Source organism: Halostagnicola sp. A56, from assembly GCF_000691505.1.
Lineage (GTDB): Archaea > Halobacteriota > Halobacteria > Halobacteriales > Natrialbaceae > Halostagnicola.
On sequence record NZ_JMIP02000021.1, the window covers coordinates 86,419 to 112,655 of the forward strand.

25 protein-coding genes and 1 pseudogene are annotated in these 26,237 nt (G+C 60.4%); 14 read left to right on the plus strand and 12 right to left on the minus strand.

Annotated elements, in window-relative coordinates:
• The first annotated feature begins 96 nt into the window (after positions 1-96).
• The 4 genes from EL22_RS12790 (at position 97) to EL22_RS12805 (ending at position 3,946) form a co-directional block, all read left to right on the plus strand.
• Positions 97-627 carry an SRPBCC family protein gene (locus EL22_RS12790; RefSeq protein WP_050051863.1) on the plus strand — a complete coding sequence of 177 codons (531 nt, stop codon included), beginning with the start codon at positions 97-99 and terminating at the stop codon, positions 625-627.
• 150 nt (positions 628-777) lie between these two features.
• Positions 778-2,115 (plus strand): Trk system potassium transporter TrkA, encoded by a 1,338-nt coding sequence (gene trkA / locus EL22_RS12795; protein WP_050051864.1) that lies wholly within the window; start codon positions 778-780, stop codon positions 2,113-2,115.
• Positions 2,116-2,280: 165 nt separating this feature from the next.
• Entirely contained in the window at positions 2,281-3,447 is a 1,167-nt protein-coding gene (locus tag EL22_RS12800) for a beta-ketoacyl synthase N-terminal-like domain-containing protein (RefSeq protein WP_050051865.1), read from the plus strand.
• Positions 3,448-3,562: 115 nt separating this feature from the next.
• A complete protein-coding gene (locus tag EL22_RS12805; protein ID WP_050051866.1) occupies positions 3,563-3,946 on the plus strand; it encodes a Zn-ribbon domain-containing OB-fold protein in 384 nt (127 codons plus the stop codon).
• A 44-nt stretch (positions 3,947-3,990) separates the two neighbouring features.
• Here the strand turns inward: EL22_RS12805 and mtnP are convergent, their stop codons facing one another.
• A complete protein-coding gene (gene mtnP / locus EL22_RS12810; RefSeq protein WP_050051867.1) occupies positions 3,991-4,848 on the minus strand; it encodes an S-methyl-5'-thioadenosine phosphorylase in 858 nt (285 codons plus the stop codon).
• A 173-nt stretch (positions 4,849-5,021) separates the two neighbouring features.
• Between mtnP and EL22_RS12815 the strand changes: the two genes are divergently transcribed.
• On the plus strand, positions 5,022-6,470 hold the full coding sequence (locus EL22_RS12815) for an MATE family efflux transporter (RefSeq protein WP_050051868.1): 1,449 nt from the start codon (positions 5,022-5,024) through the stop codon (positions 6,468-6,470).
• A gap of 29 nt (positions 6,471-6,499) precedes the next feature.
• On the opposite strand, the gene EL22_RS12820 is transcribed toward EL22_RS12815, so the two are convergent.
• Positions 6,500-6,913 (minus strand): hypothetical protein, encoded by a 414-nt coding sequence (locus tag EL22_RS12820; RefSeq protein WP_050051869.1) that lies wholly within the window; start codon positions 6,911-6,913, stop codon positions 6,500-6,502.
• A gap of 84 nt (positions 6,914-6,997) precedes the next feature.
• On the opposite strand from EL22_RS12820, the gene EL22_RS12825 reads away from it, so the two are divergent.
• Positions 6,998-7,216: a hypothetical protein gene (locus EL22_RS12825; RefSeq protein ID WP_050051870.1), complete on the plus strand. Its 219-nt coding sequence runs from the start codon at positions 6,998-7,000 to the stop codon at positions 7,214-7,216.
• A complete protein-coding gene (locus EL22_RS18540; RefSeq protein WP_050051897.1) occupies positions 7,209-7,844 on the plus strand; it encodes a J domain-containing protein in 636 nt (211 codons plus the stop codon). The genes EL22_RS12825 and EL22_RS18540 overlap by 8 nt, the downstream gene beginning before the upstream one ends.
• 29 nt (positions 7,845-7,873) lie before the next feature.
• Here EL22_RS18540 and EL22_RS18545 read toward each other — a convergent pair whose 3' ends face one another.
• Entirely contained in the window at positions 7,874-8,149 is a 276-nt protein-coding gene (locus EL22_RS18545; protein WP_050051871.1) for a hypothetical protein, read from the minus strand.
• 166 nt (positions 8,150-8,315) lie between these two features.
• Here EL22_RS18545 and EL22_RS18115 point away from each other — a divergent pair, with 166 nt between their 5' ends.
• Positions 8,316-8,807, plus strand: a complete 492-nt coding sequence (locus EL22_RS18115; RefSeq protein WP_197075903.1) for a winged helix-turn-helix domain-containing protein — start codon at positions 8,316-8,318, stop codon at positions 8,805-8,807.
• An 85-nt stretch (positions 8,808-8,892) separates the two neighbouring features.
• Entirely contained in the window at positions 8,893-9,207 is a 315-nt protein-coding gene (locus EL22_RS12845; RefSeq protein WP_050051873.1) for a hypothetical protein, read from the plus strand.
• A 121-nt stretch (positions 9,208-9,328) separates the two neighbouring features.
• Here EL22_RS12845 and EL22_RS12855 read toward each other — a convergent pair whose 3' ends face one another.
• The 3 genes from EL22_RS12855 to EL22_RS12865 all read right to left on the minus strand — a co-directional run bounded on the left by EL22_RS12855 (position 9,329) and on the right by EL22_RS12865 (position 14,220).
• The gene (locus tag EL22_RS12855) at positions 9,329-10,678 is read right to left on the minus strand and encodes a site-specific integrase (protein WP_050051875.1); all 1,350 of its coding nucleotides are present in this window, start codon (positions 10,676-10,678) and stop codon (positions 9,329-9,331) included.
• A 457-nt stretch (positions 10,679-11,135) separates the two neighbouring features.
• Complete coding sequence (gene uvrB, locus EL22_RS12860) at positions 11,136-13,190, minus strand: excinuclease ABC subunit UvrB (protein WP_050051876.1); 2,055 nt, start codon at positions 13,188-13,190, stop codon at positions 11,136-11,138.
• Positions 13,191-13,881: 691 nt separating this feature from the next.
• Positions 13,882-14,220 carry a hypothetical protein gene (locus EL22_RS12865; protein ID WP_197075908.1) on the minus strand — a complete coding sequence of 113 codons (339 nt, stop codon included), beginning with the start codon at positions 14,218-14,220 and terminating at the stop codon, positions 13,882-13,884.
• Positions 14,221-14,607: 387 nt separating this feature from the next.
• Here EL22_RS12865 and EL22_RS12870 point away from each other — a divergent pair, with 387 nt between their 5' ends.
• The gene (locus EL22_RS12870) at positions 14,608-14,931 is read left to right on the plus strand and encodes a hypothetical protein (RefSeq protein ID WP_050051877.1); all 324 of its coding nucleotides are present in this window, start codon (positions 14,608-14,610) and stop codon (positions 14,929-14,931) included.
• Between the two features lie 5 nt (positions 14,932-14,936).
• Positions 14,937-15,365, plus strand: coding sequence for a hypothetical protein (locus EL22_RS12875; RefSeq protein ID WP_050051878.1), 429 nt, complete (start codon positions 14,937-14,939; stop codon positions 15,363-15,365).
• 5 nt (positions 15,366-15,370) lie between these two features.
• Here EL22_RS12875 and EL22_RS12880 read toward each other — a convergent pair whose 3' ends face one another.
• The 4 genes from EL22_RS12880 to EL22_RS12895 all read right to left on the minus strand — a co-directional run bounded on the left by EL22_RS12880 (position 15,371) and on the right by EL22_RS12895 (position 18,288).
• Positions 15,371-16,840: a dihydrolipoyl dehydrogenase gene (locus tag EL22_RS12880; RefSeq protein ID WP_050051879.1), complete on the minus strand. Its 1,470-nt coding sequence runs from the start codon at positions 16,838-16,840 to the stop codon at positions 15,371-15,373.
• Positions 16,841-16,912: 72 nt separating this feature from the next.
• A complete protein-coding gene (locus EL22_RS12885; protein ID WP_050051880.1) occupies positions 16,913-17,122 on the minus strand; it encodes a hypothetical protein in 210 nt (69 codons plus the stop codon).
• Positions 17,123-17,854: 732 nt separating this feature from the next.
• Positions 17,855-18,103: a hypothetical protein gene (locus EL22_RS12890; RefSeq protein WP_050051881.1), complete on the minus strand. Its 249-nt coding sequence runs from the start codon at positions 18,101-18,103 to the stop codon at positions 17,855-17,857.
• On the minus strand, positions 18,100-18,288 hold the full coding sequence (locus EL22_RS12895; RefSeq protein WP_050051882.1) for a hypothetical protein: 189 nt from the start codon (positions 18,286-18,288) through the stop codon (positions 18,100-18,102). Before EL22_RS12895 ends, EL22_RS12890 begins: the two co-directional genes overlap by 4 nt.
• Here EL22_RS12895 and EL22_RS19010 point away from each other — a divergent pair.
• Positions 18,287-18,409: a hypothetical protein gene (locus EL22_RS19010; RefSeq protein WP_255349672.1), complete on the plus strand. Its 123-nt coding sequence runs from the start codon at positions 18,287-18,289 to the stop codon at positions 18,407-18,409. The genes EL22_RS12895 and EL22_RS19010 overlap by 2 nt on opposite strands.
• Positions 18,410-19,121: 712 nt before the next feature.
• Here EL22_RS19010 and EL22_RS12900 read toward each other — a convergent pair.
• Positions 19,122-21,818, minus strand: coding sequence for a TIM-barrel domain-containing protein (locus EL22_RS12900; RefSeq protein ID WP_050051883.1), 2,697 nt, complete (start codon positions 21,816-21,818; stop codon positions 19,122-19,124).
• Between the two features lie 398 nt (positions 21,819-22,216).
• Here EL22_RS12900 and EL22_RS12905 point away from each other — a divergent pair, with 398 nt between their 5' ends.
• Together EL22_RS12905 and EL22_RS12910 are read left to right on the plus strand one after the other, a co-directional pair.
• Positions 22,217-22,489, plus strand: coding sequence for a hypothetical protein (locus EL22_RS12905; protein WP_050051884.1), 273 nt, complete (start codon positions 22,217-22,219; stop codon positions 22,487-22,489).
• A gap of 237 nt (positions 22,490-22,726) precedes the next feature.
• Positions 22,727-25,795 (plus strand): PD-(D/E)XK nuclease family protein, encoded by a 3,069-nt coding sequence (locus EL22_RS12910; RefSeq protein ID WP_050051885.1) that lies wholly within the window; start codon positions 22,727-22,729, stop codon positions 25,793-25,795.
• On the opposite strand, the pseudogene EL22_RS16165 reads toward EL22_RS12910, so the two are convergent.
• Positions 25,792-26,237, minus strand: a pseudogene (locus EL22_RS16165) (RNA-guided endonuclease InsQ/TnpB family protein); the annotation flags it as partial. The gene EL22_RS12910 and the pseudogene EL22_RS16165 overlap by 4 nt on opposite strands.

A 26,237-nucleotide genomic window follows, 5' to 3' on the forward strand; every position in this document is an offset into this window, starting at 1 on the left:
CTCGAATCGACGGACGCGGATAGCCGAACTAACGACGCAACCAGCCGGTCGAGACCATTCGAAAATCCTTACGTTCAGCGGGGCCGTAGCCGAATCGTGGACAGGATCCTCCTCAGCACCGTCGCCCACCGGCCGCCGACGGACGTGTTCCCGTACGTCGTCTCCTTTACCGACTATCACCGATACACGGAGCACCTCGAGTCCGTTCGCAAGCGTCGCGAGGGCTCCGAGAACGGCGTTGGCTCGATCTACGACCTTCGGCTCACCTGGTGGAAACTCGGGTACACCGCCCGCTCGGAGGTCGTTTCCGTCGACAACCCCCACACGCTCGAGTGGGAGCTTCGCAAGGACCTCGACGCCCGCGGCACGTGGCGGGTCGAAGCGGAACCCGAGGCGGCCCCCGACGGCGTCGAAACCGCCAGCAGGATCTACTTCGAGGCGGTCTACGATCCCCACTCCGCCGACGGGAACGCTATTTCGCTGCCGCCGTTCGTCTCGCTCGATTGGGTCGTCGGGAAGGTACAGCCGCGGCTCCTCGAGGAAGCTCGCGGCGTCGTCAGACGACTCGTCGCCGATATCGAAGGGGAGAAACGAGACGTCGAACTCACGGTTCACGAAATGCCCTAACCGGCCCGAGCCTGACCGTTCGGTACCGATCGGGACGGACGAGCGGGACCTCGCCGGTGCTCGTCGAGCCGACGCAATCCGAGTTCCGGCAATGGAAACGGACTTACACCTCCGTCGAATAGCCGTTCGTATGTTGCAGGTGGCGCTCGCGTGCGCGTAATCATCGTCGGCGCGGGCGAAGTCGGCTCGAACATCGCGGCGGGACTCGCCGACGACCACGAAGTCGTCGTCGTCGACACCGACGAAGAGCGCATCGAATCGATCACGTACTCGCTTGACGTACTCGCCATCGAGGGCGACGGAACGACACGGAGCACCCTCGTAGAGGCGGACGTCGAGGCGGCGGATATGGTCATTGCGAGCACCGACCTCGACGAGACGAACATCGTCGTCTGTGGCGCCGCCAAAACCCTCGACGACCCGTTCACGATCGCTCGTGTGAAGGACACGACGCTGTTAGAGACCTGGGAGCACGCCGAGGGCGCGTTCGGCGTCGACTTCATGGTCTGTACGAACCTCCACACCGCACAGACGATCGTGAAGATCGCCGGCCTCCCGAACGCACACGATGTCGACACCTTCGGGGACGGACTCGTCCAGATGGCGGAGTTCGAAATCGAGCCGGACAGCCCGATCACCGGCGACACGGTCGCGGAGGCGGATCGGTACGAATCGCTGACGTTCGCTGCGCTGTTTCGAAACGGCGATGTCGTTATCCCGACCGGCGAGACGGTCATCGAAGCCGGCGACGCCGTCGTCGTCATCGGTTCCACCGAGAGCGTCCGCCGCTTCGCCGGGTCGTTGACTCCCACGCCGACGCTCGAGGACGCGAGCGAGATCGTCATCGTCGGGGGCAGCGAGATCGGCTACCAGACCGCCCGACTGTTCGAACAGCAGGGACTGTCTCCGCGGCTGATCGAGCAGGACCACGACCGCGCCCGTGAACTCGCAGAGTGTTTGCCGGACACGCTGGTGTTAGAAAGCGACGCGACTGACATCGACTTTCTCGTCCGCGAGCACGTCGACGAGTCGGACATCGTCGTCGCGGCGCTCGACAGCGACGAGAAGAACCTGCTCGTCTCGTTGCTCGCAAAGCGCATCGGCGTCGAACGAACCATCGGCATCGTCGAGTACGGCGAGTACGTCGACCTCTTCGAGACCGTCGGCATCGACGTCGCGGTCAACCCGCGGCTGGTCACCTCCGAGGAGATCACCCGGTTCACCCATGCACACCGCACCGAAAACATCGCGATGCTCGAGTCCGACCGGGCGGAGGTCCTCGAGATCGAAGTCGATCGGGACAGCCTCCTCCATAACAACCGAATTCGCGACGTGATCGCGGATCTCCCGAACAGCGTGGTGATCGGGGCGATCGCTCGAGACGGCGAACTGATCACCCCGCGAGGCGAGACGACGGTCGAGGAGGGCGACCACGTCGTCGTCTTCGTTGAGACGGACGTGCTCGGCGAGGTCTCCGACGCGCTCTGAGGCCCGCGACCCGCGGGCCACAGGGTTCTCTCGGGTAGGCGGGGCCTGCTCGTCTCCTTCTAGATTGGCTTGATTCATCGATTAGTTCCGATATCGAGAAATATCGCCAACCCGAACGGTGGATTAACCGCGGGATATTAACCCGTCGGTGCGGTAGAGTGTGTCATGAGCGAGGTACGCGTTGCGGGTGTCGGCCTGACGCCGTTCGGAAACGTGCCCGAGCGGACGAGTCGGGATCTCTTCGGGCAGGCGAGCATCGAGGCGTTCGAGCAAAGCGGGGTGGCCCGGTCCGACGTCGACGGTGTCCTCTACGGGAATTTCATGGGAGAGCTTTCCGAGCATCAGGGTCATCAGGGCCCGCTGATGGCCGAGGCGGCGGGGGTGCAGGCACCGGCGACCCGGTACGAATCCGCCTGCGCCTCGAGCGGCGTCGCGGTCGCCGACGCGGTAAAGCGCATTCGAAACGGCGAGGACGACGTGCTCCTCGTCGGCGGGGCAGAGCGGATGACGAACCTCGGAACCGCGGGCGCGACGGAAGCGCTCGCCATCGCCGCCGACGACCTCTGGGAGGTCCGTGCGGGGACGACATTCCCCGGCGCCTACGCCCTGATGGCTCAGGCGTACTTCGAAACCTACGGCGGCGAGCACGCCGACCTCGCACACATCGCCGTCAAGAACCACGACAACGCTCTCGAGAACGAGAAGGCCCAGTACCAGCGCGCGATCGAGGTCGATGACGTGCTCGAGGCCCCGCAGGTCTCCTCGCCGCTCGGGTTGTACGACTCCTGTCCGATCTCCGACGGCGCGGCGGCGCTCGTCCTCACCAGCGAGTCCTACGCGGAGGAACACGGCCTCGAGGCGCCGGTCGCGATCACGGGAACCGGACAGGGCGGCGACCGGATGGCCCTGCACGATCGGGAATATCTCGCGCGCTCGCCCGCCGCACGCGAGGCGGGCGAAGCGGCCTACGCCGACGCCGGAATCGACGCGAACGATGTCGACTTCGCCGAGGTCCACGACTGCTTTACGATCGCGGAGGTGCTCGCCATCGAAGCCCTCGATCTCGAGTCGATCGGCGAGGGGGTCACCGCCGCTCGAGACGGGCGCACGACCGCGGACGGCGAGACGCCGATCAACCTCTCGGGCGGCCTGAAGGCGAAAGGTCACCCCGTCGGCGCGACGGGGGCGTCCCAGATCGCCGAAGTCACGTCGCTGCTCGCGAACGAACACGCAAACAGCGACGCCGTTTCCGACGCGACGACCGCACTCGCGCACAACGCGGGTGGAACCGTGGCATCTGCGACGGTTCACGTACTGGAGGTGGTCGAATGAGAGAGCGCCAGCGAGCGAGTTCGACGACAGCAGTTCTCCGATCTGCAGGTAGTCGAGCAAGCGAGCGTTGTGAGCGAATTCGAGTACGCCAGACCGTCGGTCTGGAGGTGGTCGAATGAGCGAGATCAGAGACGACGGATTCGACGACTGGCTCGACGCCGCCGAGGAGGGTGCGGCCTACTCCCTCGAGTGTCCGGATGGACACGGTTCGCTCCCGCCGCGGCAGGTGTGTCCGGAGTGTGGGTCGACGGAACTCGCGCGCCAGCAGTTGCCCGAATCGGGGACGATCGAGACGTTCACCGTCACCCACGTTCCGACGCCGTCGTTCGAGGACGACGCCCCTTACGCGACCGCGATCGCGGATTTCGGCCCGGTTCGGCTCACCGGGCAGGTCGCCGGGATCGACCTCGAGTCGATCGAGAACGGCCTCGAGGTCGAAATCGCGGTCACCGTCTCCGAGACGACCGGCGAGCGAGTACTGACGTTCGAACCGGTATAGAACAGGCGGCTGGCCGCTGGAGATCGGCACGAAGCGACGCGGACTCAGTTCTCGAGATACTCACCGGCTAACAGCTCGACGCGTTCGCGAGTTTCTGCCGGAATCGCCTCCGGCGGCGTGTTGATCGTGCCCTCGAGCGCCGACCAGGCGTGACTCTCGAAGTCGTCGGGCATCGTTCGGATCGCGCGCTCGATGACCGCGTTGATCGACTCTTGATTGGCCTCGGCGTTCTTGAGGACTTCCTCGAGGGTAACTTCGCTGTCTTCCTTCCAGACGTCGTAGTCGGTGACGCCGGCGACGGTGGCGTAGCTCAGTTCCGCCTCGCGGGCAAGTTTTGCCTCGGGGATCGCCGTCATCCCGACGACGTCCCAGCCTTGCTCGCGGTAGAACTCGCTCTCAGCTTTCGTCGAAAACTGCGGACCCTCGATGCAGACGTACGTGCCGTTCTCTGCGACCTCGGCCTCCGTCGCCTCCCGCGCGGATTCGGCGAGGTGGGCGACCATCTCGGGACAGTAAGGGTGGGCAAAACCCATGTGGACGACCATGCCGTCCCCGAAGAACGTCGGCGAACGGTGTTTAGTGCGATCGAAAATCTGGTCGGGGACGACCAGCGTCTGGGGCGGCAGGTCCTCGCGGAGGCTGCCGACGGCGTTGGTGGCGATGACTCGATCGACGCCGGCTGCCTTGAGCGCGTAGATGTTCGCCCGGTAGGAGGCGTCGGTCGGCGTGTGCTGGTGGTCGCTTCCGTGTCGCGGCAGGAAGGCGACCTCCCGCCCGCCGAGTTCGCCCAGCGTGATGTCGTCGGTCGGGTCACCGTAGGGTGTCGAGATCGATTCGGTTCGCGTGTTCTCGAGTGGCAGTGCCTCGTAGATTCCGCTGCCGCCGATGACGCCGATTGTCATGGGACAGCCTGCGGCGGGAACCGACTAAACGATACGGGTTCGGCGGTCGGCTGTCACACGGACCCGCCTCGAAGCGGCGGATTCGCGCTCGGAAGCAAACGGTACAATTGTCGTGCGGGTTGTTGTCAATGGCTACGAGAACTCATATAGATGGCATACGATTTCGGATCGTAATGCCCTCCAACCGCTCCTCGAGCGAGAGCGATCTCACCGACGGGTCGCTCGTTCGCCCTATGTTCCACCTGACGTGGCCGCTCGTGGTCATCCAGTTGTTGCAGGTCGCCTACAACGTCGGCGACACGTTCTGGCTGGGCGCGCTCTCGCCAGACGCCGTCGGCGCGTTGAGTCTCGCCTTTCCGCTGATCTTCTTTCTGATCTCGATCGGCGGGGGGTTCACCGCCGCGGGCGCGATCCTCATCGCCCAGCACTCCGGCGCGGAAAGCGACAGGGGTGGCTTGATCGCCGGACAGACGATCTCGTTTATCACGCTCATCGCGATCGCCATCGCCGTGATCGGCTTTCTCGCGACCGACTCGATGCTGGCGCTGCTGCCGGCCGACCCCGAAACCGAGGCCGCGATCATCCCGCTGGCCAGCGAGTACATGCGCGTGTTCTTTCTCGGAATGCCCTTCCTGTTCGGGTTTTTCATCTTCGTCTCGCTGATGCGCGGGTACGGCAACACCCGCGCGCCGATGATCGTGATGTTCATAAGCGTCGTCTTCAACCTCGTCGTCGACCCCGTGTTCATCTTCGGCGTCGGCCCCGTCCCGAGACTGGAGATGGCGGGCGCGGCGGTCGCGACCGTCCTCTCGAGGGCCATCGCGACGGTGATTGGGTTCTACGTCCTGTTTTACACCGACGTCGGCCCCGAGATCGAAGCGAACCACCTGCTCCCGCGGGCCGAATACGTCACCGGGATCACGAGACTCGGCGTCCCAACGGCGCTCGAGCAGTCGATGAGTTCGCTGGCGATGATCGCGATGACGGCGATCGTCTCGACGTTTCCGCCGGCGGTCGTGACGGCCTACGGCCTGGGTAACCGTCTGATCTCGCTCGCGTTTCTCCCGGCGCTGGGGATGAGCCAGGCGACGGACACCATCGTCGGCCAGAATTTAGGGGCGGGCAAGCCCGAGCGCGCGGCGCGGGCGACGTTGCTCGCCGCGGGCGTCATCGCCGCGGTCATGGCCGTCGGCGGCGCGGTCGCGTTCCTCGTCCCGGAACCGATCGTGTCCGTGTTCCTCACCGCGGACGTCGAGGGGCGGGCGGCGACCGTCGGCTACGGAACGACCTACCTGCAGGTCGCCGCGCTGATGTTCGTCTTCATGGGCGTCATGCAGGTGTTTCTGGGCGCGTTCCGCGGCGCGGGTAACACGAAGACGGCGCTGGCGTTTTCGGTGATCGCGCTGTGGTTCGGCCGCGTGCTCGTCACCGTCTTCTTACTGTTCGTCGCCGACTGGGGGACGACCGGCATCTGGGTCGGCGTCCTCGTCGGCGACGTGGTCGGCGCGATAGCGGCGGGTGCGTGGTTCACTCGAGGTACGTGGAAGCGGTCGCTGATCGACAGTAGCGACGACGGAGCAGAACAGACGGACTCGAGCGATGTGGAATCGATCGTCGAATAGCAAGGCGAACATGATTGGGTTCACACTAGCTAAATTTCTGTTGTAGATCCCGAAATACGGATCGAATATAATTTATAGAGCATACCGATGACGCCAACGCTTCCGAAGAGCAAGAATCCGAGAATACCAATGGAAGAAAACCCCTGAGAGAGGAGTAACGCGCAGGCTGCAATCCAGACTGCCGACAAAAACAGCATAGTCCAATCAGACAAACCAAAGACATCCGTTGACGATTGATCCATCCAGTTAGCGAGTCTCGTTCCGAAATAGAACGTCAATAGTAACATGCCAAGGACGACATCTTCAATCCAGTTTCCGGTGGGTTCGCCCTGTAGAGCGCTCTCTATCCCTGGCTGCATTACTATCCCAGCCGTCGCTATGAGGAGAATTCCCCAAATGACGTTCTTTCGTTGATATAGAGAGTGTCTGATTTCATCTTCCATAGATACGATCTGATATTACGAAAACAATTGTAGAGATAATATATAATAGAAGGAACTACTATGCCACCTGTTGAAACAACCGGCATGGCTAAATCTCGGGCGCTGATCACGGACACCGAATTCAATCGAATCAGCGGCGAGGCGGATGTTGAGGACTCAAAAAAATACCAAGCAGTCTCGCGGGTACGAAAGCGTATTCGTGATGAATTGCCGCGAGATGTTGAGATGCTCGAGGAACACCACCCGGAACTACTCGAGGAACTCCGCGACGTGGTCTGTGAAGACGGTGGTCCTGATGAGTAGTGCAGCCGCCGATGGCAACTCACGTCTCGAGTGGCCTACTGAACTCGAGCGTACCGATCCCGCTGCTCGCGAACGGACTACCAAGTTCGACGTCACACTCGGGAACGCGATCAAGGACATCAAACGCGAGATGGACCGCCTCGAGGTCGACGACTGGCGACTCGAGACGGCGATGCCCCAACGGAAGACCGACGGGCTTCCCTACGCCAGTGCTGCGGAACCGGACGATCCTGGCGTCGCCCTCCGCTGGACTGACGATGGCGAGGACTACGCGATCGCGTGCGATCACTACACGCGTGTCCGCGACAACACCCGCGCAATCGGACTGTATCTAAACGAGAAGCGCAAGATGGAGAATCGACCGGTGACGACCGGTCAGTCGGAGTTCGCGACGGCGCGGCTACCACCAGCTGATGGCGAGGCGATCGCCGCGCCGCCAGCCTCGGGCACCGACGGCCTCCAGGAGGAACCGCACGAGATCCTCGAGATCTCACCTGACGCTTCCGAAGACGTGGTGAAGACGGTTGCGAGACGGAAGTCGGCAGACGTTCACCCCGATGGTGACGATCCTGATGTCAGCGTGTATAAACGGATCCAGAAAGCGAAGAAAGTACTGTTGCGCGAGTAGCCGTGTGGTGGGTGTTGACTATCGGTAGATCACAACCACCACAGGTCACGCTTGTGATCAGAAAGCCAGTCTTTTGCGTCCATAAGCGAAGTCAGGCGGACATTATCCCGTCCACCGCCCCCGTACATTTCGACTGGTGACTCCGGATCACGCGCTAATTCGCGTAAAAGGTCCTCGACCTGCCCCTGGTCCGACGAAGCGAACCAGTTCTTCACTGTGTCGACTTGCCGCTTGCTATTGCCCGTAACCTTCTTCCGGGCTAACTTCTCGACTATGTCGGCTGTTAATTCTTCTTCTCGTGTCATCGCGCGTGACGGTCATACCTAAGAACCACTCCATAATAAACCTGTTCCTCTAGAACCACAGCTATGGGTGTACTGGCTACGGTCAGTGTAGATTTACGAAAGCATTATTGTGCCACATGGCATACACCGTGGTATGTCGGAGTTACAAAACTCGCCCGGAGAGTCCATGGTTGACGACACCACGCTAACGGATGTCCTAGGAGACCACCCGAAGGTCAAAATCCTCACGGCGTTACTAGGAGAATCCGATCGTGACCTCAACACCAGTGACCTCGCACGACTCGCGGGAATCGAACGCAGCACGGTGTACGATCACATCGACGTGCTCCGCGCCTACGGGCTTGTTGAGCAGACCCGGACTGTCGGGAACAGCAAAATGTACCAACTCAACAAGGAAAACGAAGCAGCGAAAGCCCTCGGAAAATTTGACTGGGCGCTCACCAACATCCTCGCAGAGAAAGAAGAAGCTGGAGAACTTCCGGGCCCGCCCACGCGCGCAAACACAAGAACCGATTCGAGAAGCTGGTTGGACGTCGACCGGACGACTACAGCGAGGTCCAAGATTTATTCAACGAAGGCGAGGTTCCCGAGGACGTCGACCTCGAGACTGGGTCATGGACGACACTCGAGCAGTTCGTCGACGGACGAGCGCAACTGAGCCCATTCGAGGGCCTTGCTCTCGTCGCGATCGTCTCAACAGCCCTCTTACTCTCACTCCTACTCGTGGAGGGGGTGGTGTTCGCGTGAGCACGAGCACCGAGGATATCGCCGATCGCGAACGCCAACGTGCATCTGAGCACGCGGTCGGGGTCACTGAGCACGTCGAAGACCAGTGGCCCAATCGCGCTCTCGTCGACGACGTCGACATCGAACAGGCGTGGTCCGAAGCTACCCCGATCCACTATCCGAGTGCCCGACGCGGGGCAGTTGCCCGGTACCACCGTCGCAGCGACACCGTCATTCTCGCCCGACAGGGCGCGATCACGACGTGCATTGAGCTGATGGACCGCCCGTGGTCCGAGCGTATCTACATCCGAAAACAGGTGACAGACCAATGAGTACGGCTGACTCTCCCCAACCAGTTGACGACCTAACCGACGACGAACGAGCGCTATTCGAACGGATCGCCGAGAAACACGAGGATGACGACGAGGTGCGACGCATCTGCGAGATCGTGCTTCAGTCCTCAGATGACAATGAGGTGGCGAACTCATGAAGGTCGTCTTTGTCCATGACGTGGGGTTTCTCCTCGAGCGTCCGGCGCGCACTGACGAACTCCCGCCGATCCTCCGGATCCTCGGCTTCGATCGACCGATCGTCGAGGACGCTGCGGACCTCGTCGAGGAGTTCCTTTGCTTCGAAATCGAGGCTCTGGTGACAGTGGATACAGAAATCCCGATCACTCGGGGTGTCCTCACCGCATCGGGGACAGGGGACGGGCGAGACGTCTTCGGGTTCATCGGATTCGACCTCGAGGCCGTGGAGTTGCGCGTACGCGCGTTCATTACTTTCTTCGCCGAACCGAGCCATGTAGCGGGCGGTGTGCTCGCTCCCGCGTTTTCGGCCCTGCCGGTCCTCGATTCGAGCTGTCGAGAAGTTCTGCAGGATCAGCCATCGAGTGTTCGACTTCCGGAATGCGGTCGGCGTGACGTCCTTCGTGATGTCGACGCGACCGGCAGCGTTCTTGAAGTAGTTCAAGAAGGTGTTGTAGCTGGGTCGTTCGGGCGACGAGAGCTTGCTCCAGACCGGTGCTTGGTCGTTATCCGGGGCTGGATGTTCCGAGAGCCATTGCTGAAGGTATGGAACCGACGTGATCAGGTGGACGGTACGCTCTCCTTCTTTGCCGTCGACGTGGAGGCCAACCGAGTGCTCACCGTCGAAGATGTCTCCGACACGGAGGTCGTAGAGCTCGCCCCCACGGAGACCCGCTTCGAACTGAACGGCGAACAGCGCCTTGTCCCGCGCGTTGTGAGCGGTCTCGACCATCGCTTGGCTGTCGTCGTAGGTCAGAAGATCGCGTTCGGAGGGCACAGGGTCGAAGTCGTTACTCGTCCCAGTCGGGATCCATCTGAGACTCTCGGGCGGCTCGTCGAGTTTGCGCCGGTAGCGTCCGAACGATCGCAGCGCCGTCCGATAGTCCTGGTTGGTGTGTTCGTTGGTATACTCCTCGTTGATCCAGCGGACGACAGCCTCCGCAGCGGCACGGTACTCGAGCGTGAGTCCAAGCAAGCCGTGTTCCTCGAGGAGATCGTCGACGTCGGATTCGTGTTCGATCTCATCGGCCTCGTCGTTATCCTCGAAGTCCTCGATGGATGGCGGTGGGACGAGGGAAGCCATTCGACTACAGTGTCGGAGCAGCTTGAGGTGCCGGTGGTCGCCGATCTCCGAGGGAACGAGTCGGATGTTATCGGAGAACTTCAGGAGGTGCCGGCGGTCGGCCTCAAACTGAACGTAGCGAGAGTTTTCCCCGTTCGACCGGAGACGGTCGCGGAGGGTGTCGACTTCGGCGCGTGGGTCGGAGTCGCTCATCTATCAACGTTCACGGAACAATGGATTGTAAGGGTTCGGCTAGAAGCCGGCCCTTGGCTTGTCTTTCAGGACTATTTCTACCGATAGAGACGCCCACCTGTTCGAATTGTCATACTCCTGTTCGTTCGTCGAGAGCGTACGAGCCGCTGCAACCAGTTGTTGTCTGTACTGACCTAACGTTTAATTCTACTACTCTCATAAAATTTATAACGATTCAATCGTCGAATGTAAGTATAATAAACGGGGGACGGATCGAGGTTCCAGTGGTAAGCGGTCCGGAAGATGACTGGGTTCCCGTTCACGATCTCGCGTTTTCACCTACTCTCAAATATATGTTTTGTGTGTTGATTACTCGGCCTGTACTTATCGGAGTTTTCACGGAATCTTCTGAACCAACAAGCAATACTATCAACTGCTACCGCGAGTGCTCGAGGACCGCACTCTGACCGATGTTCGCTCAGAACTCCTCGGCCGGCGGTGCGATACCCTCCTCGTCGCTCTCGAGTTCGAACTCCTCGCGCACCTCCCGAATCCGGTCCCGAATGTCGGCCGCCAGTTCGAACTCGAGGTTCTCCGCGGCCGCTTCCATTCGATCCTCTAAGTCCTGGACGTACCGCGCCGCCTCGTCGTCGTCCGCGAGTTCGCGTCCGGAGATTTCGGTGGTATCGGTCTTGCTCCCCGGGAGGTTCGTCTCGCCGACCTCCTTCTCGATCGTGGTCGGCTCGTAGCCGTGTTCCTCGTTGTACCGCTGTTGGATCCGGCGGCGGCGCTGGGTCTCTTCGATGGCGTCGGCCATCGCGCTCGAGGGGTCGTCGGCGTAGAGGACGACCTCGCCGTTGACGTTTCGGGCGGCCCGGCCCATCGTCTGGACGAGCGTCGTCTCGCTGCGGAGGAATCCTTCCTGGTCGGCGTCGAGGATCGCCACGAGGCTCACCTCGGGGATGTCGAGGCCCTCCCGCAGGAGGTTGATGCCGACGAGCACGTCGATCTCGCCCAAACGCAGCGAGCGGATGATCTCGTGGCGTTCGAGGGTATCGGTCTCGTCGTGCATGTACGCGACGTTCACGCCGGCTTCCTCGAGATACTCGGTCAGGTCCTCCGCCATTCGCTTGGTGAGCGTCGTCACGAGGGTGCGCTCGTCGCGCTCGATGCGGTCGTCGATGCGATCCATCAGATCATCGACCTGCCCGCTGGCGGAGGAGATCTCCACTTCGGGATCGACGAGGTGGGTTGGTCGAACGATCTGCTCGACGATCTGATCGCTCTCCTCGCGCTCGTAGTCGCTCGGGGTCGCAGAGACGTACAGCGTCTGGTCGGTCTTTTCCTCGAACTCCTCGAAGGTGAGCGGGCGGTTGTCGTAGGCCGTCGGCAACCGGAACCCGTTCTCGACCAGCGAGTCCTTGCGGGACTTGTCGCCGGCGTACTGGCCCCGAATCTGGGGGATGGTCTGGTGGGATTCGTCGACGACGGTCAAGAAGTCCTCCGGGAAGTAATCGAGCAGCGTGTAGGGGGCCTCGCCCGATTCGCGATCCGAGAGGTACAGCGAGTAGTTCTCGATACCCGAACAGTAGCCGGTCTCTTGCATCATCTCGAGGTCGAAGGTCGTCCGCTCTTCGATCCGCTGGGCGGCGACGAGGTCGCCCTGGCGCTCGAAGTAGCTGATCCGGCTGTCGAGGTCGTCCCGGATTTCGTCCATCGCGTTCTCGAGTTTCGTCTCCGGAATCGAGTAGTGCTCCGCCGGGTGGACGAGCACGGCCTGCTGTTCGCCCTTGGCCTCGCCCTCGAGCGGATCGACCTTGATCATGCGATCGATCTCGTCGCCCCAGAGTTCGACCCGGACCGCGTAGCGGCCGTACATCGGGTAGATTTCGACGGTGTCGCCGCGCACGCGGAACGTGCCCTGCGTGAAGTCGACGTCGTTGCGCTCGTAGTTCAGGTCCACGAGCCGCTTTAAGAGTTCGTCGCGGCCGACCTCTTCGCCGACCTCGAGCCGCAGCGACATGTCGATGTAGTTTCGCGGGTCACCGAGCCCATAGATCGCGGAGACGGACGCGACGACGATCACGTCTTCGCGGGTCAGGAGTGAACGGGTCGCAGAGTGGCGAAGCCGGTCGATTTCGTCGTTGATCGAGGCGTCCTTGTCGATGTAGGTGTCGCTCTGCTCGACGTAGGCCTCGGGCTGGTAGTAGTCGTAGTAGGAGACGAAGTACTCGACGGCGTTGTTCGGGAACAGATTCCGAAACTCCTCGTAGAGCTGGGCCGCCAGCGTCTTGTTGTGGGCGATCACCAGCGTCGGTTGCTGGATCTCCTCGACCGTCCACGAGACGGTGTTGGTCTTTCCCGACCCCGTCACGCCCAGCAGGGTCTGTTTGTCCGCCCCCGACTGGAACCCCTCGGCTAACTCCTCGATCGCCTCGGGCTGGTCGCCGGCGGGGTCGAAGGGCGCGTCGACCTCGAACGGCTCGGCGGCGTCTGGACGATCCGGCTGCAGTGGGCCTCGAGTGTCGCTCACGATGACTCGAGTAGGGTCTCGAGGCACTTGACCGACACGCTTGGTGGTCGGTCAAAGGCGGCGCTCGAGGTCGTGTTCGCTGGATGTCCGTGGAAATTTGTTCAGTAACTACAGATACACTAACTACTCAGGAGTTACACTCTGCCCCCTCAACCTCATTAACGCTCGAGAGTAATACCATCGATTTCAGGGATCCTTCAGATAGTAGAATATCCGTAAATACACATTCTCCCTCACTATTGCTGGGTACAGTACTGGGTGTGAGTTGTGCGATAGAAACCTCATCCGAACCCGAGACAGTGTAGTACAGCTCATATGCTGCTGGCTCGGAGGACCAATCTGGATCTATCCACAGATGATCATCTGAGTCGACTTCTACCATATCATGATACACACGAGATTCGTCTCTCTCTAACACTAAATCAACTGTATGGGTCTCTTCTAGCCTGTTTGTGACCCGAAGACTCCCGAGTTGGATTCCCGAATCAGATCTAAATTCACCCACACAACCTCCTATAAGTGTGATTCCAAGTCCCGTAAGAATATGGCGGCGAGGTATGTCCATAGGTATTAATTATTGAATATCTGCCACATATAGTTTGGCATGTGTCTTGGCTGTACTTACCCGATTTCACTCACAAATAACGAAACCGAGTTACGATCTTCTGAATCGACAACTGCGGTTCGAGCGCTACTCGAGCAGATCACCCCGAACCCGACACCCGCAGGGATAGGCGGTGTGGTGACTCGGAACGAGTTGGACAACGGCGCTGACCGGGAGCCCGCAGTGGGGGCACTCGGGCGGGGACGACGACGGCTCGTCGGTCGCCCAGACAGCCTGCTTCGTCACGACGAGCGAGACGCCCTGCACCTCAAGGCGGACTTCGACCGAATTGCCGCCGGTCTCGAGCAACCGGGCGAGCGCCTCGGGATCGAACTCCCGGCCGAGTTGGTAGGAGTCTGGGGGAACGCCCTCGTTCTCGAGGGTGCGGACGATGTCCACGACGAGACTGTCAGTCGGCGCGGTCATCGGTTCCACAACCCTCCAAGCGGAGACGCGGCGATCGCTGGTAGTCGACTTCGATTCGTCTGTCGGACGGGATGTTTAAGCCCGCGGAGAAGTAATCCAATCATGGCAACCGATCCTCTATCGGGTTGGAAGCCACGTCTCGGGTGCTCTAGACACCCGGGGCATTTCAATGCGAAACGCCCCCGTGTCGTGGAGTGTGTGGCTTCCATTTGATCCAACGCCCTGTAGTGTCATATAAATACTGTTTCGGGCCGGGAATAATGTCGTCTTGCAACGTAGATACTCGAAGCTCTGTTGAAATCACCTGTGGCTAACGAAGGTTGAGAGATCTCGGTAAGTACAGGCCGTATCGCTCGAGAGTACCTGAAGTGGTTCGCCGAAATCGGAATGATAACGCAGGACGGCGAATCACCCGATCTGTTCAGCAGGAACGAATCGTACTTCGAGTGGCGACGAATTCAGCGCCTTCGCGGACAGCCGATCGAGGAGTTAGAACGAAAACTCGAACAACTCGTGGCCAAAGAGCGCGAGTACGGTGATCGGTACGAGGCGGACGCGCCGGAGGAAGTCGACGCGCTCGAGCACGCCGACTACGCGGACCTCGACTCGGTCTGGATGGACCTTCAGGAGTGGCGGACGGTCCGCGGACGGATTCGAGAACTCGAGCGAGCACGACGGTCTCAGAACGGAAACACTCGCGCCTCCGCCTGATTTCCATGGGTCGCGACAAGGACGCTCTCGACGAAGCGTTGCTACGGGAAGTCGCAAAACGACTCCGCTCGATTACGATACTCGAACGTGTGAGCGTCTTCCCACCTGAGAAACCCGCATCAGTCGTTGCTGAGATCGCCACCGTATACCATTCAGACGACATACGTCGAATCGAACTCGAGTTTCGCGCGTACCAAAACGTCGATTTCAACGTCATCTATCGAGAACAGCGGACTGGCGACGATTGGATGATGCGGTGGGATCGGCACGAAAACCCCCACAACGCTCGAGACCATCGTCATCGACCGCCCGACGCCCGAACCGGAGATGCGGTCGACGCGTCGTTTCCGTCCGATTTCTTCGATGTCGTCGAACGGATTCTCGGTGATGTTGACGACCGTCTCGGCGAACTCTGGGAGGAAGGGCCGACGTAGCTCCGTTAGTTTTGCTTACTTTCGCTCACGTCCCGCCAGTCCGGCGTGGTCGAGTAGGGTCTCGAGGCGACCTCGTCGAACGCAGCGAGCACGACCTCGTTCAACGCCGGGTGGACGTGGACCGTTTCGGCGATATCGGCCACCGTTCCGTCGCCGCGCTGGACGGCGACGGCGACCTCGTGGATCAGTGTCGAGGCCTGCGGGCCGACGATGTGACAGCCCAGTATCTTCCCGCCGGGGGCTGCGAGCACCTTGACGAATCCGTCGTCGGCCGCGAGGACCGTCCCCATCGGTGCGGTGCCGTAGGGAACCGTCGCCGCGTCGTACTCCCGATCGTCCTCGGCGAGTTCGGATTCCGTTTTCCCGAGGCTCGCGACCTGCGGAGAGGTGAAAATGGCGTGGGGAACGCCCGTATAGTCGACCGCCCGCTGCTCGTCGTCCAACACGTTCGCCGAGACGAGTTCCGCCTCGTAATCCGCGACGTGTTTGAATGGAAATTCGCCGATAACGTCGCCGAGCGCCCAGATCCCATCGATGTCGGTCTCGAGCGTCTCGTCGACCGGCAGCGAGCCGTCGTCGCCCGCTTCGAGGCCCGTCTCTTCGAGATCGAGCGTGTCCGTGTTCGGTCGCCTGCCGGCCGCGACGAGGAGGTCGTCGGCCTCGAGTTCTTCCGACGCGACCTCCTCGTCCCCGCTTTCTGCCGACTCGACGGTCACGGAGACGCCCCCGTTTCGACTCGAGACGGCCGTCGCCTCGAAGCCCGTATAGAGGTCGCAGTATTCCTCGAGCGAGTCCGTGACGACCGCGCTCACGTCGTCGTCTTCGCTCGGGACGAGCCGATCGCTTCGCCCGACGATCGAGACCTCGGCACCGAGCGCGCCGAAGAAGTAGCCGAGTTCGGCCCCGATGTAGCCGCCGCCGACGATCACGAGGCGGTCGGGCCGTTCGTCGAGGTACAACGCGTCGTCGCTGGTCAGATACTCGAGGTCTTGGAGTCCGTCGATCGGCGGTGCCGTCGGTCTCGAGCCGACGGCGATGATCACGTCCTCGCCCCGGATTCGCCGTCCGTCGGCGTCGGCACCGCTTTCCTCGCTTTCGGGATCGACGAGTTCGACCGTCCGCTCGTCGACGAACCGACCCGCCGCGTCGTAGAGTGTGACCTGCTCGTTCGTCTCGAGGCTCTCGCGCTGTCGGTCCGCCTTTTCGAAAACGGTGTCGTGGATCGCGTCGGTTATCTCGCCGTAGGCGACGTCGATCACGTCGGCATCGATCCCGAACCGGTCCGCGCGCTGGATCTCCGCGATGACGTCCGCGCGGTGGATGAGCCCCTTCGAGGGCACGCAGCCGCGAGTGATGCAGGCCCCGCCGAGCGGGCCGGGTTCGAGGACGGCCGCCTCGAGCCCCTTTTCGGCCGCCGCCGTCGCGACCTGCGAGCCCGACCCGCCCCCGAGAACGACGATGTCGTAGTCTTCCATGCGCGGCTCTCGACCACGGGGACGGCCAAATAACTGGCACTTGCTTACCGTCTCGAGGCGCGTTCGCTTGGCTTAGAGCCAACTGTCGCCGTCGTCGTCCTGTGACCCCTCGTGGTAGGTCTCGAGCGTCGCTGCGAGGTTCTCGAGGGCGGCTTCTTCGGTCTGTCCCTGACTCGAGACGCCGGTTTCCGTGTCCTCTGCGATGTAGAGTTCGTTCTCGACGGTCACGGTGATCGAGTCGTCGTCCGCGAGGTCGCTCGCGTCTCGCGCGTCGTTGGTCATACGCGATGCTATCGGCGGTGGCGTCAAATATCTGCTGACAGCGGGTTTGCGTTCGAGTGTACCCTCCTCGAGCTATACGGACAGTTGACTGCTGGTGGAGGTAGCATACGACAGCTCGTCTGGTATCCCTTCTCTCTATAGACCAAACGATCCGCCATTCGAAACTCGAAATAAAATATCGTTACTAGAGGGGAAATTTGATATATATATATATATATACGTTAAATCTTTTTCAATATCTAATAAAACTAACGAACCTTGTTTTCAGTGAAAATGCGAATATCTCGCAGTAAAACGTCTCAAGATCTCTTTTGGATGTTGGAATCCTATCGATGAGACCCCTCATTTTCAGTGTATACAGCAACCATCTTTTGAACATCGTTACATCTAATGGTGGATCTGGTGCTCGATCGACCGCCAGCGTCGGCCGCCGGAGGTAAGTAGCGATGATTGACGTGATCGTGATTAATTGTAATTCACTCTCACTGGAATCACTATCGAGCGCTCGATACTGTACGCGTTGGCGTTTTCACTGAAAACGAGGGGTGTGCCCGTTCATCGGTTTCCGCTCGAGCGGGTCCGCCACAATCCGTTCAGCGGGACGGTCGTCGGACGATCCGCCGCTGTTCACCTCTGGTTGGGACATACCGTGTCCTACGACTGCAACGGTTATACTCGTTCGGCTCTCGTCGATGACGGTCCACGAAAACGAAGCGCTCGGTGAGTCGATCGCTACTCGAGCAAGTTCGGGCTCACGCGACAGCCGCAGGGACTCGCAGTGTGGTCGGTCGGTCCGGTGGAGGTCACGTGAGTGACGGGCCGGCCACAGCGGGGACACTGCGGGAACGGACACGATTCGGGGTCCAGATCGGTTTCGTTCGCCCAATCGCCGCTCGAGTCCTCGGCGTCCGCGCCATCGGTATCGCGTTCGGTCCTCGAATCGGATCGCTCCGCGCTCGAGTCGCGTTCGGACTCGCTCACGCCGCGATCACCCGTGGGCCGTCGGCGGTGATCACCAGCGAGACGTCTCGAACCGAACAGCGGACCTCGGTTTCCGGCCCGCCGGAGTCGAGGACGCGCTCGACGGCCTCGGGGTCGATTTCGTCGGCCAGCCGGTAGTCGTCCGGCGGCAGGCCGTGGCGCTCGAGGGCCGCGACGATATCCATGAGCAGCGGCCGCCTCGAGTCGGTCATCGCCGCCCACCTCCGGCGGCCGACGCTGGCGGTCGTGATCGCTCGAGGGCGGCGCTGTCTGTTGATTGGTTCGTCTGTCGGACGGGATGTTTAAGCCCGCGGAGAATGAATCCGAACATGGTTGACAAACCCTCTCGGGTTTGGAAGCCACGTCTCGGGTGCTCTGACCACCCGGGGCATTTCAAATTCAATATGCCCCCGTGCGCGGAGTCCATGACTTCCATTTGGGTCGATGTACTGTAGTGTCATATAATTACTGCTTTGAGGTGAAAATAACGGCCGGTGGTACTAACTTTTGGACGCCAGCTCCGGTGTGGACTAGCACTACCTGACTTAATTTAATCTACGCGCACACGCGAAGCCGACTATCTGGAACCAGTCGCGAGTTCCGCTCGAGGTTCGTGCGAGCCCGCTCGAGATCCCCGAAACGCTACTGGCGGTCGGCCGAACTCTACTCGAGCCCCGTTCGAGGCCCCCGAACGCCGCTCGAGGCGTTTCCTCCGATCGTCCGTTTCGGGTGGAACCGCCATCGGCGCTGCCGGCCGTCCATCGGGGCTCCGTCACGGGGTTTGGGAACTATTCTCGAGTCGAAGCGAACGGGTTCGAATTCGGGGCCGATTCGGCGAAATTCGGGCTCGAGACGGGGGTGAAACTCCCGATCTATATATCTCTATCCATGACTTTCACTCGCTGATGAGTACTCGGGAGTGCGCTCGAACAGTGGGTACTCAAGCGCTGGTCTATCTCGCCTCCACTTTCGACAAGCATCACACGAAATATTGAGACCGAATTCTCGCGGAGTTTGCTTACCGACCGCGCCCAGGGTTGGAACCGCCGTTGAAGAACAGTTTGACGTCCTGGTCTTCGTCGACGGGGACGTGGACTAGCACCGCGTCTGTCTCAGTATCATAGGCGAACGATTCAGGGACGTCCGCGACGTCGTCGGCGTTGACCTCCTCGTACTTCGTCGGGCCGGCCTGAACTTTCCGCGGGGCTGTTGAGAGGTCGAGGGTTAGCAGGTACGACGAGAGCTCAGAGTCGTCGTAGTTCTGCACCTCGAGTTCGCGTTCAAAAGTGACAACACCACCGTTGTTCTTCGAGACAGAGAAGTGAGTGACGTTGTACTCCCCATCTTCGAAGGCCCGGGTCTCGCCGTCGTCCTCGTAGAAAGTGTAGGTGGCTTCTTCATCGAGGTACGTACGGAGCTCGAGTGTCGTCAGTGGCTTCTCACCGGTGTACTGCTGGACCTCGCGCATCGGAACGATCGAGTTCTTCCGCACGAATATCGGCAGGTGATCGATCGGCGCATCAACGGTGATCGTTTGGCCGCCGTCGTAGACGTCGTTAGTCCAGAAGTCGACCCAGGTCTCGCTCTCGGGTAGGTACACCTCGCGCGAAGTCGCGCCCTGTTCGACGACCGGCGCTATCATCATGTTATCACCGAACATGAACTGGTCGGTGATATCACGGGTGTCCGGATCGTTCTGGAAGTGGTAGACGAGCGGCTGCTGGATCGGCTTGCCGGTTTCGGCGGACTCTTCGAATTCGTTGTAGAGGTACGGCATCAGTCGGTAGCGCAGTTCGATGTACTTCCTGCTGATCTCGACGGCCTCCTCGCCGAACGTCCAGGGATGCTGGTTACGAACGTCGACCTCCTGGTCGGACTTTCGGTGCGTGTCGGTGTGGTTCCGGAAGTACGGGATGAACGCGCCAAGTTCCATCCACCGCTTGAACAGCTCCGGCGTGGGTCGGTTGGCGAAGCCGCCGACATCGTGGCCGCAAAACGCCATTCCAGACAGTCCAAGATTCAGTTGCATCGGGATCGACATCCGTAGATGCATCCACTCGCTGACGTTGTCGCCGGTCCAGATCGCCGCGAATCGCTGCCCACCCGCGTACAGATTACGATTGAGTAAGAACGGCCGTTGGTCGGGCTTGTAGAGATCGTACGCCTTGCGGGATGCACGGGCGTAGTCGAACCCGTACATGTTGTGATATTCCTCGTGGAGCATCGTCTCTGCGCCCGTGCCATGGATATTGTCCGCCGGCATCGTCCAGTCGTACTTGTCGTTCTTCTGGAAGACCGCGGGTTCGCCCATGTCGTTTTTGATCCCGTCAAAGCCAGCGTCGAAGAATACGTCGTGCTGTTCGGCCCACCACTCGCGAACCTCGGCTCGTGAGAAGTCCGGCCACACCGCGTCCGTGGGATCGTCGGCGACGTCCTGGGTTGGCCAGACCGGTCCGTAGAACGTATCCCCGCTGGCGTTTCTGGTCCAATACCCGTATACGGTCCCCTCGAGATAGGGTCTATAGGGTTCATCTTCGTCGTCGCCATCAACGTCGGCCGCTACGTCGACCGCGACGCCGGGGTCGTTGACCACGACCGTCTTGAGTTCGGGCACTTCTTCGTTGAGCGTGGCGAGTGCCTCTCGGTGTGGCTCCTGGATGGTGAACACGCGATAGTCGTCCATGTACCCGATGTCGAAGTGCATCGCATCCAGCGGGATTTCCTCCTCGCGATACCGCTGGGGCACCTCGGCAAGCTCCGCTGGACTGTACTCCCACTTGCTCTGATGATACGCGATAGCCCACTTGGGTGGGAGCGGGATCGTCCCCGTGAGGTCCGTATACCGCTCGAGCACGTCACTGATCTCGGGGCCGTACGCGAAGTAGTAGGTCAGTTGGCCGCCATCAGCCAGGAAGTAGTAGTAGTCTTCTTCCGCCCGTGAGTCGTAACTCTCCCCGGAGGCGTTCGGGTCGTCGGCCATGTGGAAGACCGAGTGGGCTGGATTATCGAAGAAGAGGCCGTACGCACCCGCGTCCGTTAGCCCAACGAAGAAGGGAACAGACGTGTAGACGTAGTCGTTCGTGTCTCCGTAGCCGTACTGATCGGTGTTCCAGTTCTCGATTTTCTTACCGCGCTGGTCGAGGGTGAGCTCGGGTTGTTCGCCGAAGCCGTAGAAGGACTCGTTCGCATCGGTTTTCTTGTACGCGTAGGGTTTGTCCCCTTCGTAGCCAGCCGTTCCTTCGTCGAGGTAGTCTTCGTTGACGACGGTGCCCTTCTCGTCGAGAAACTTCACACCGAAGAGATCCTTCTGGACTTGGACGGTGATCGTTTCTGTATCGATCGCAATGGTATTCTCGGTCTCGTCGACGCTAAAGGTTGGTGTATCCCACTCTTTGCGGCCGTTAGCAATCCCGCGGGACTCGTACACCTCGTCGTCTTCCTCGAGGATCGAAACGCGGGCGAGGTCGTCGTCGAATAGGCTGATATACCCGTCGTATTCCCCAAGGTCGAATCTGACCCCCTCGTCGAAAACCTCGTACCCGTGAACGGACAGTTCCATGAGGTTCTCCTCGTCCAGTTCGGGCTCGTAGTGGATCTTCGCATCATAGTGATAGGCCTGGGCGGAGACAGACGCAAAGGCAGTTCCTGCGAGGAGTGCAGCGGTCGATTTCAACACGGATCGCCGGTCAATACCGCGACTGTCGTTTCCAAACATACGATGAAGAATTACTTCGCATCTGTAATAATATTTCTGCAACCCACTCATACAGTAAATAAATAATGTACATCCTTCTTTATGCTCTCTAGATTATTTTACTCGATTCATCTTATACATTCTCTGGAACCTCGAGCGGAAGCGAGCGATACACCAGAATCTGTGAAGGTTCTCTTCAACTCCTCTATGAATCCAGATTGAACCTGAACATCCGTTACCACCTCTCCCAGTTCTGGCGAATCGTTTTCGGAAAGAGTCTCTAAATCGAGAACAAAACTTGGCATTAACCTTGGTATTTTACCCAACTACAATTATATATTGTGACCGCGTTTAGGCCCTAGGATTCGAACGTTCTGATGCGTCACCACAAAGGGGTTCTCTGAGGTTGGACACCTCTTATGACAGCCAATCCAGTGAATAAGCTCGATGATCTAGCGAATCAGGTCGCTGAGGAATTCGAGGCGCACAGGCAGCCGGACGAATTCAAAGACGTATCGCTTGTCATTGACAACAACGATCAAGACCGACCCACGCTGATCGTACACGTCGGTAGAGAGGACGCCGATACGCTGGCCGATGAGATTGAAGCTTTCCTACAAGAACGGGGTGCTCGAACTCAGCGTGAACGACACTCGGACACAGATGTCCGGGTGCTAGTGACTGTCGACTGAGTTCACATTCCTCTCTGATTTATTTGGCCGCTCTCGATAAGCCACCCTAAGCTGTCAGTCTCGCCAAGAGTGAAGTGTGGCCGATATCTTGGTAGGGAGTGTTCAATGGATTCAACGCTTCTCACTGGCCCGAAACACGCCCGATTGGAACAACGGGCATTTCAGCGGGCTGATGACATAGCCACCGATTCGCTGGGGAGTATTCTTTACATAACGCGGAACGACGCTCGCCGGAGTATGGTCGAGGACGGCTGGGCCGCGTCCCACGAACCTCTCCGTCTTCGTGCCGAGACGCTCGATGCGGTCGTTCGTGACTGGTACGAGGACCTCCAGAGCCCAGTTCAACCACTCTCCGGGCAGTTGAACCGCCGGCTGGCGGAGTACGCGCTTGACAGAACAACAGCCGAAACAGATGGCGCTCTCGCCGGCGAACCGGCCTCTGCCGCTCTCGCTGATTCGTTCAGTAGCCGTTTCTCGCTCTTTGACGACGCCGGCGTCGGGACCGCTGACGCGCTCGTAGCGGAGTTCGAGGGCTCAGACCTTGATGACCGTATCGCGAAAGCCACTGTCGACGCGTACCGATACTACCGGGATCTCCACGGCGACTACGTCGACGAGTGGGTCTGTACCCGGGGAGAAATGTTCGACGCCGTCGCGACGGCGGAGCAGTCACTATCGGAGTTCTCCCCAGAACTGGATGTCGTCATTCTCTCCGGATATCACGAGTTCCGTCCTGTCGAACGCCGCCTCATCGAACGCCTCGTCGACGAACTTCCGATGATCGCACTGCTGCCGCTCCACCAGGATGGCCGGAGCGGAGTCGACGCTGTTGCGGAGGACGCCTTGGAGATCTACGAAGCACTTGACTTTGAGACAGTAGAACTCGAGCCCGTCGACGAGTCAGGGCGGGTCTTTGGAACGATCACCGAGTCGCTCTACCGCCCGGACCCGGACACTGTCCCTACCCCAGACACCCTGAGATGGCGTGAACTCCCGACGCCCGAGCGCGAGATTCGTTTCGTCGCTCGCGAGCTCCGGACTGAGTTGGCCAATGGTCGCGATCCCGATGACCTGGCCGTCGTCGTCCCCGGGACCGAGGCCTATTCGGGGTATGTCGAGGACACGTTCGATACGTTCGACATCCCGCACGTCACGACTGCCGCCTCACAGCTGAACCGGACGTTCACCGGGAGCGTTGTACACGACCTCTTGAACCTCGCCGAACCGGATCCGCGGGCGGAGGACCTCACGTCCCTGTTAGCGAATCCATTGGTCAACGTCGTCGACACCGACCAAGTTAACGCCGTCACGGCAGCTGCTCGCCGGCGCGACACGGTTTCTGTGTCACTCCTGCTTGATGATGTCGACGACCAGGCGGCGGCACTGATTGAGGAGCTGTTGGCCACTCTAGAGACGCTTCGAACGGAGGACATTGAGGACGCAACCGAGACTTTCCGTCGGCTGTTGAACGACCGGTTCGACCTAGAGGCGGCGACAGAGGATTACGCCAGCGGCGCCGAGCAAGCCGTCGAACAGCGAGCCTACGACCTCGTAGACGAGGTCCTCTCCTCTTTCGAGTCACTGGCGGCGGTCAATAGCGATCTCTCCCCGTTGGCACTGTTCACCCGTGCGTTCGATGGCGTGCCCATCCGGGTTCCACAGCGCGCTGCTGGCGGCCACATTGAGGTGATGGGGCTGCTCGACGCCCGGATGCGCTCGTTCGAGAAGGTGTTTCTCGTGGGCCTGACGAGCGAGCACTTCCCCGTGACGCCGGAACGCCCGGCCTTCTTCGAGGAGATGACCGACGCCCACCCACGATTCGACACCGGCGACGAGCGCCTCCGTGGCCGCTATCTCTTCGCGACGCTCCTTGCGAACGTCGACGAACTCACGATCACTACACCAGAGACGGGCGACGACGAGTCCGCCGTTGTCCGGTCGCCGGCCCTCGATGAACTCCAGCGCGTGACCGGCATCGAACCCGAAGATGGCGTCGACGACCGCGTGGGCTCCCGCGAAGACCTCCAGCGGCACGTCGCTGCAACGGCCGACCGTCGTGCGGCAGTCAGCCGCGCCGGTGACCGCGGTGATATCTCTCCCGAGCAGACCAAGCGCACGGATCGGGGACTCCACTGTGCGGACAACAGGGGAACGGCTGGCCTCTCCGAACACGACGGCGTGTTAGAACCCGAGACAGTCGATGAGGTATACCCTCCGTCGGAACGAGAACCCTACAGCGCGAGTCGAATCGAGCGATACGTCGAGTGTGGGTTCAAGTTCTACGCTGACGAAGTGCTCGGAATCGATGATCCCGATGATGTCGAAGTCGTCCCCACCCCCCTCGAAACCGGGTCGTACGTTCACGACGTCCTCGAACGTTTTTTCGCGGATCTGCAGGACGAGACCGAGGATGCTGTCGATCTCACAAACTTCGACCGGGACGACCTGGCGACGCACCTTCGTGAGATCGCTGTCGATGAACTTCGGGATGCTGACTTCGAGTACGACGGCCTGTTCTACGAACGGTGGAAGGCGGAGCTGTTCGCGGGTCTGGGTGACGGCGTGAGCGCTCCGTACGAGGCTGGGAGTAAACCCCACGACGCACCGGAACAGGGGTTGTTCGCTACGTTCCTTGACAACGAACTTTCGCGTGACGGCGCCGGCCGCCCACATCTGTTCGAGGCTCCGTTCGGCGAGGGGCTTCCCGACTCGGATGCTGGGCCGTTCACAGTTGAGCGACCGGACGGTTCGACTGTCTCGATTCGCGGATACATCGACCGCATTGACGTGGGTCGGGATGGCGAACAACCGACGCTCACGCTCTACGACTACAAGACTGGTCGAGCACCGTATATGACGAAGACGACCGGCGGCACGAAGTTCCAGCTCCCCATCTATCTGCTCGCTGCCGCCGAGGTCGTCGACGGTGACCTGTTCGAACAGGGTTCGCTTTCGGCGACGTACTATCAGGTGCGACCGCCCAACGACCTCAAGGTCCCACGCGGTGTCGAGTCGAAGTTCGATTCCGAGGTCGAACTCCGCCGGTTCCTGAACGATGTCGTTCCGGAGTGGTTGGGCCAGATCGACGAGGCGATCGGAAACGGACGGTTCCACACGACGCTTCTGTCGGCCCGCGGAGCGAACTGCCGATACTGTGACTACAGTCGAGCGTGCGATGTCCGACATCACCGCAAGCGCGAATTCGTCGACGAGGTTCACCAGGACGACGCAGCGTACGTTCCGCTCCGCGTTCGCGACGACGAGGACATCGAGGCGGTGATGAGCGGTAGGTCAGCCAATGATTAACTCAGTTGGCTTTCAGCGTGGACTCCCGCTCTAACCAATCTGGTACGGACTGTAAGCCGTTCGCGTTCAACATCCCGCTGTTCAAGCGCACACCTACGGGTACGCCTCCTTCGCCTCCGGTTTGGTTGCAAAGGAGTCTGTAGCCGACGTTCTTCGCTGCGTTGTAGTCTGCGTGGTTCTCGTATCCACAGGACTGACAGCGAAAGGTGTCCTGCGATGGGCGGTTTGACTCGTCAGTGAAGCCGCAAGATGAACACCGCCGAGACGTGTTCTTCGGATTCACCTGCTCAACGCTGAGACCGCGTTCCTCGGCCTTATACGAGACATATCTGACCAATTGACGGAATGCCCACTCGTGGAACCGTCGAGCCTTTGGGATACGATCCCGAATGTCGGTCAGATTCTCGAACGCAATTATCGTACATCCCTTCGATATCGCTTG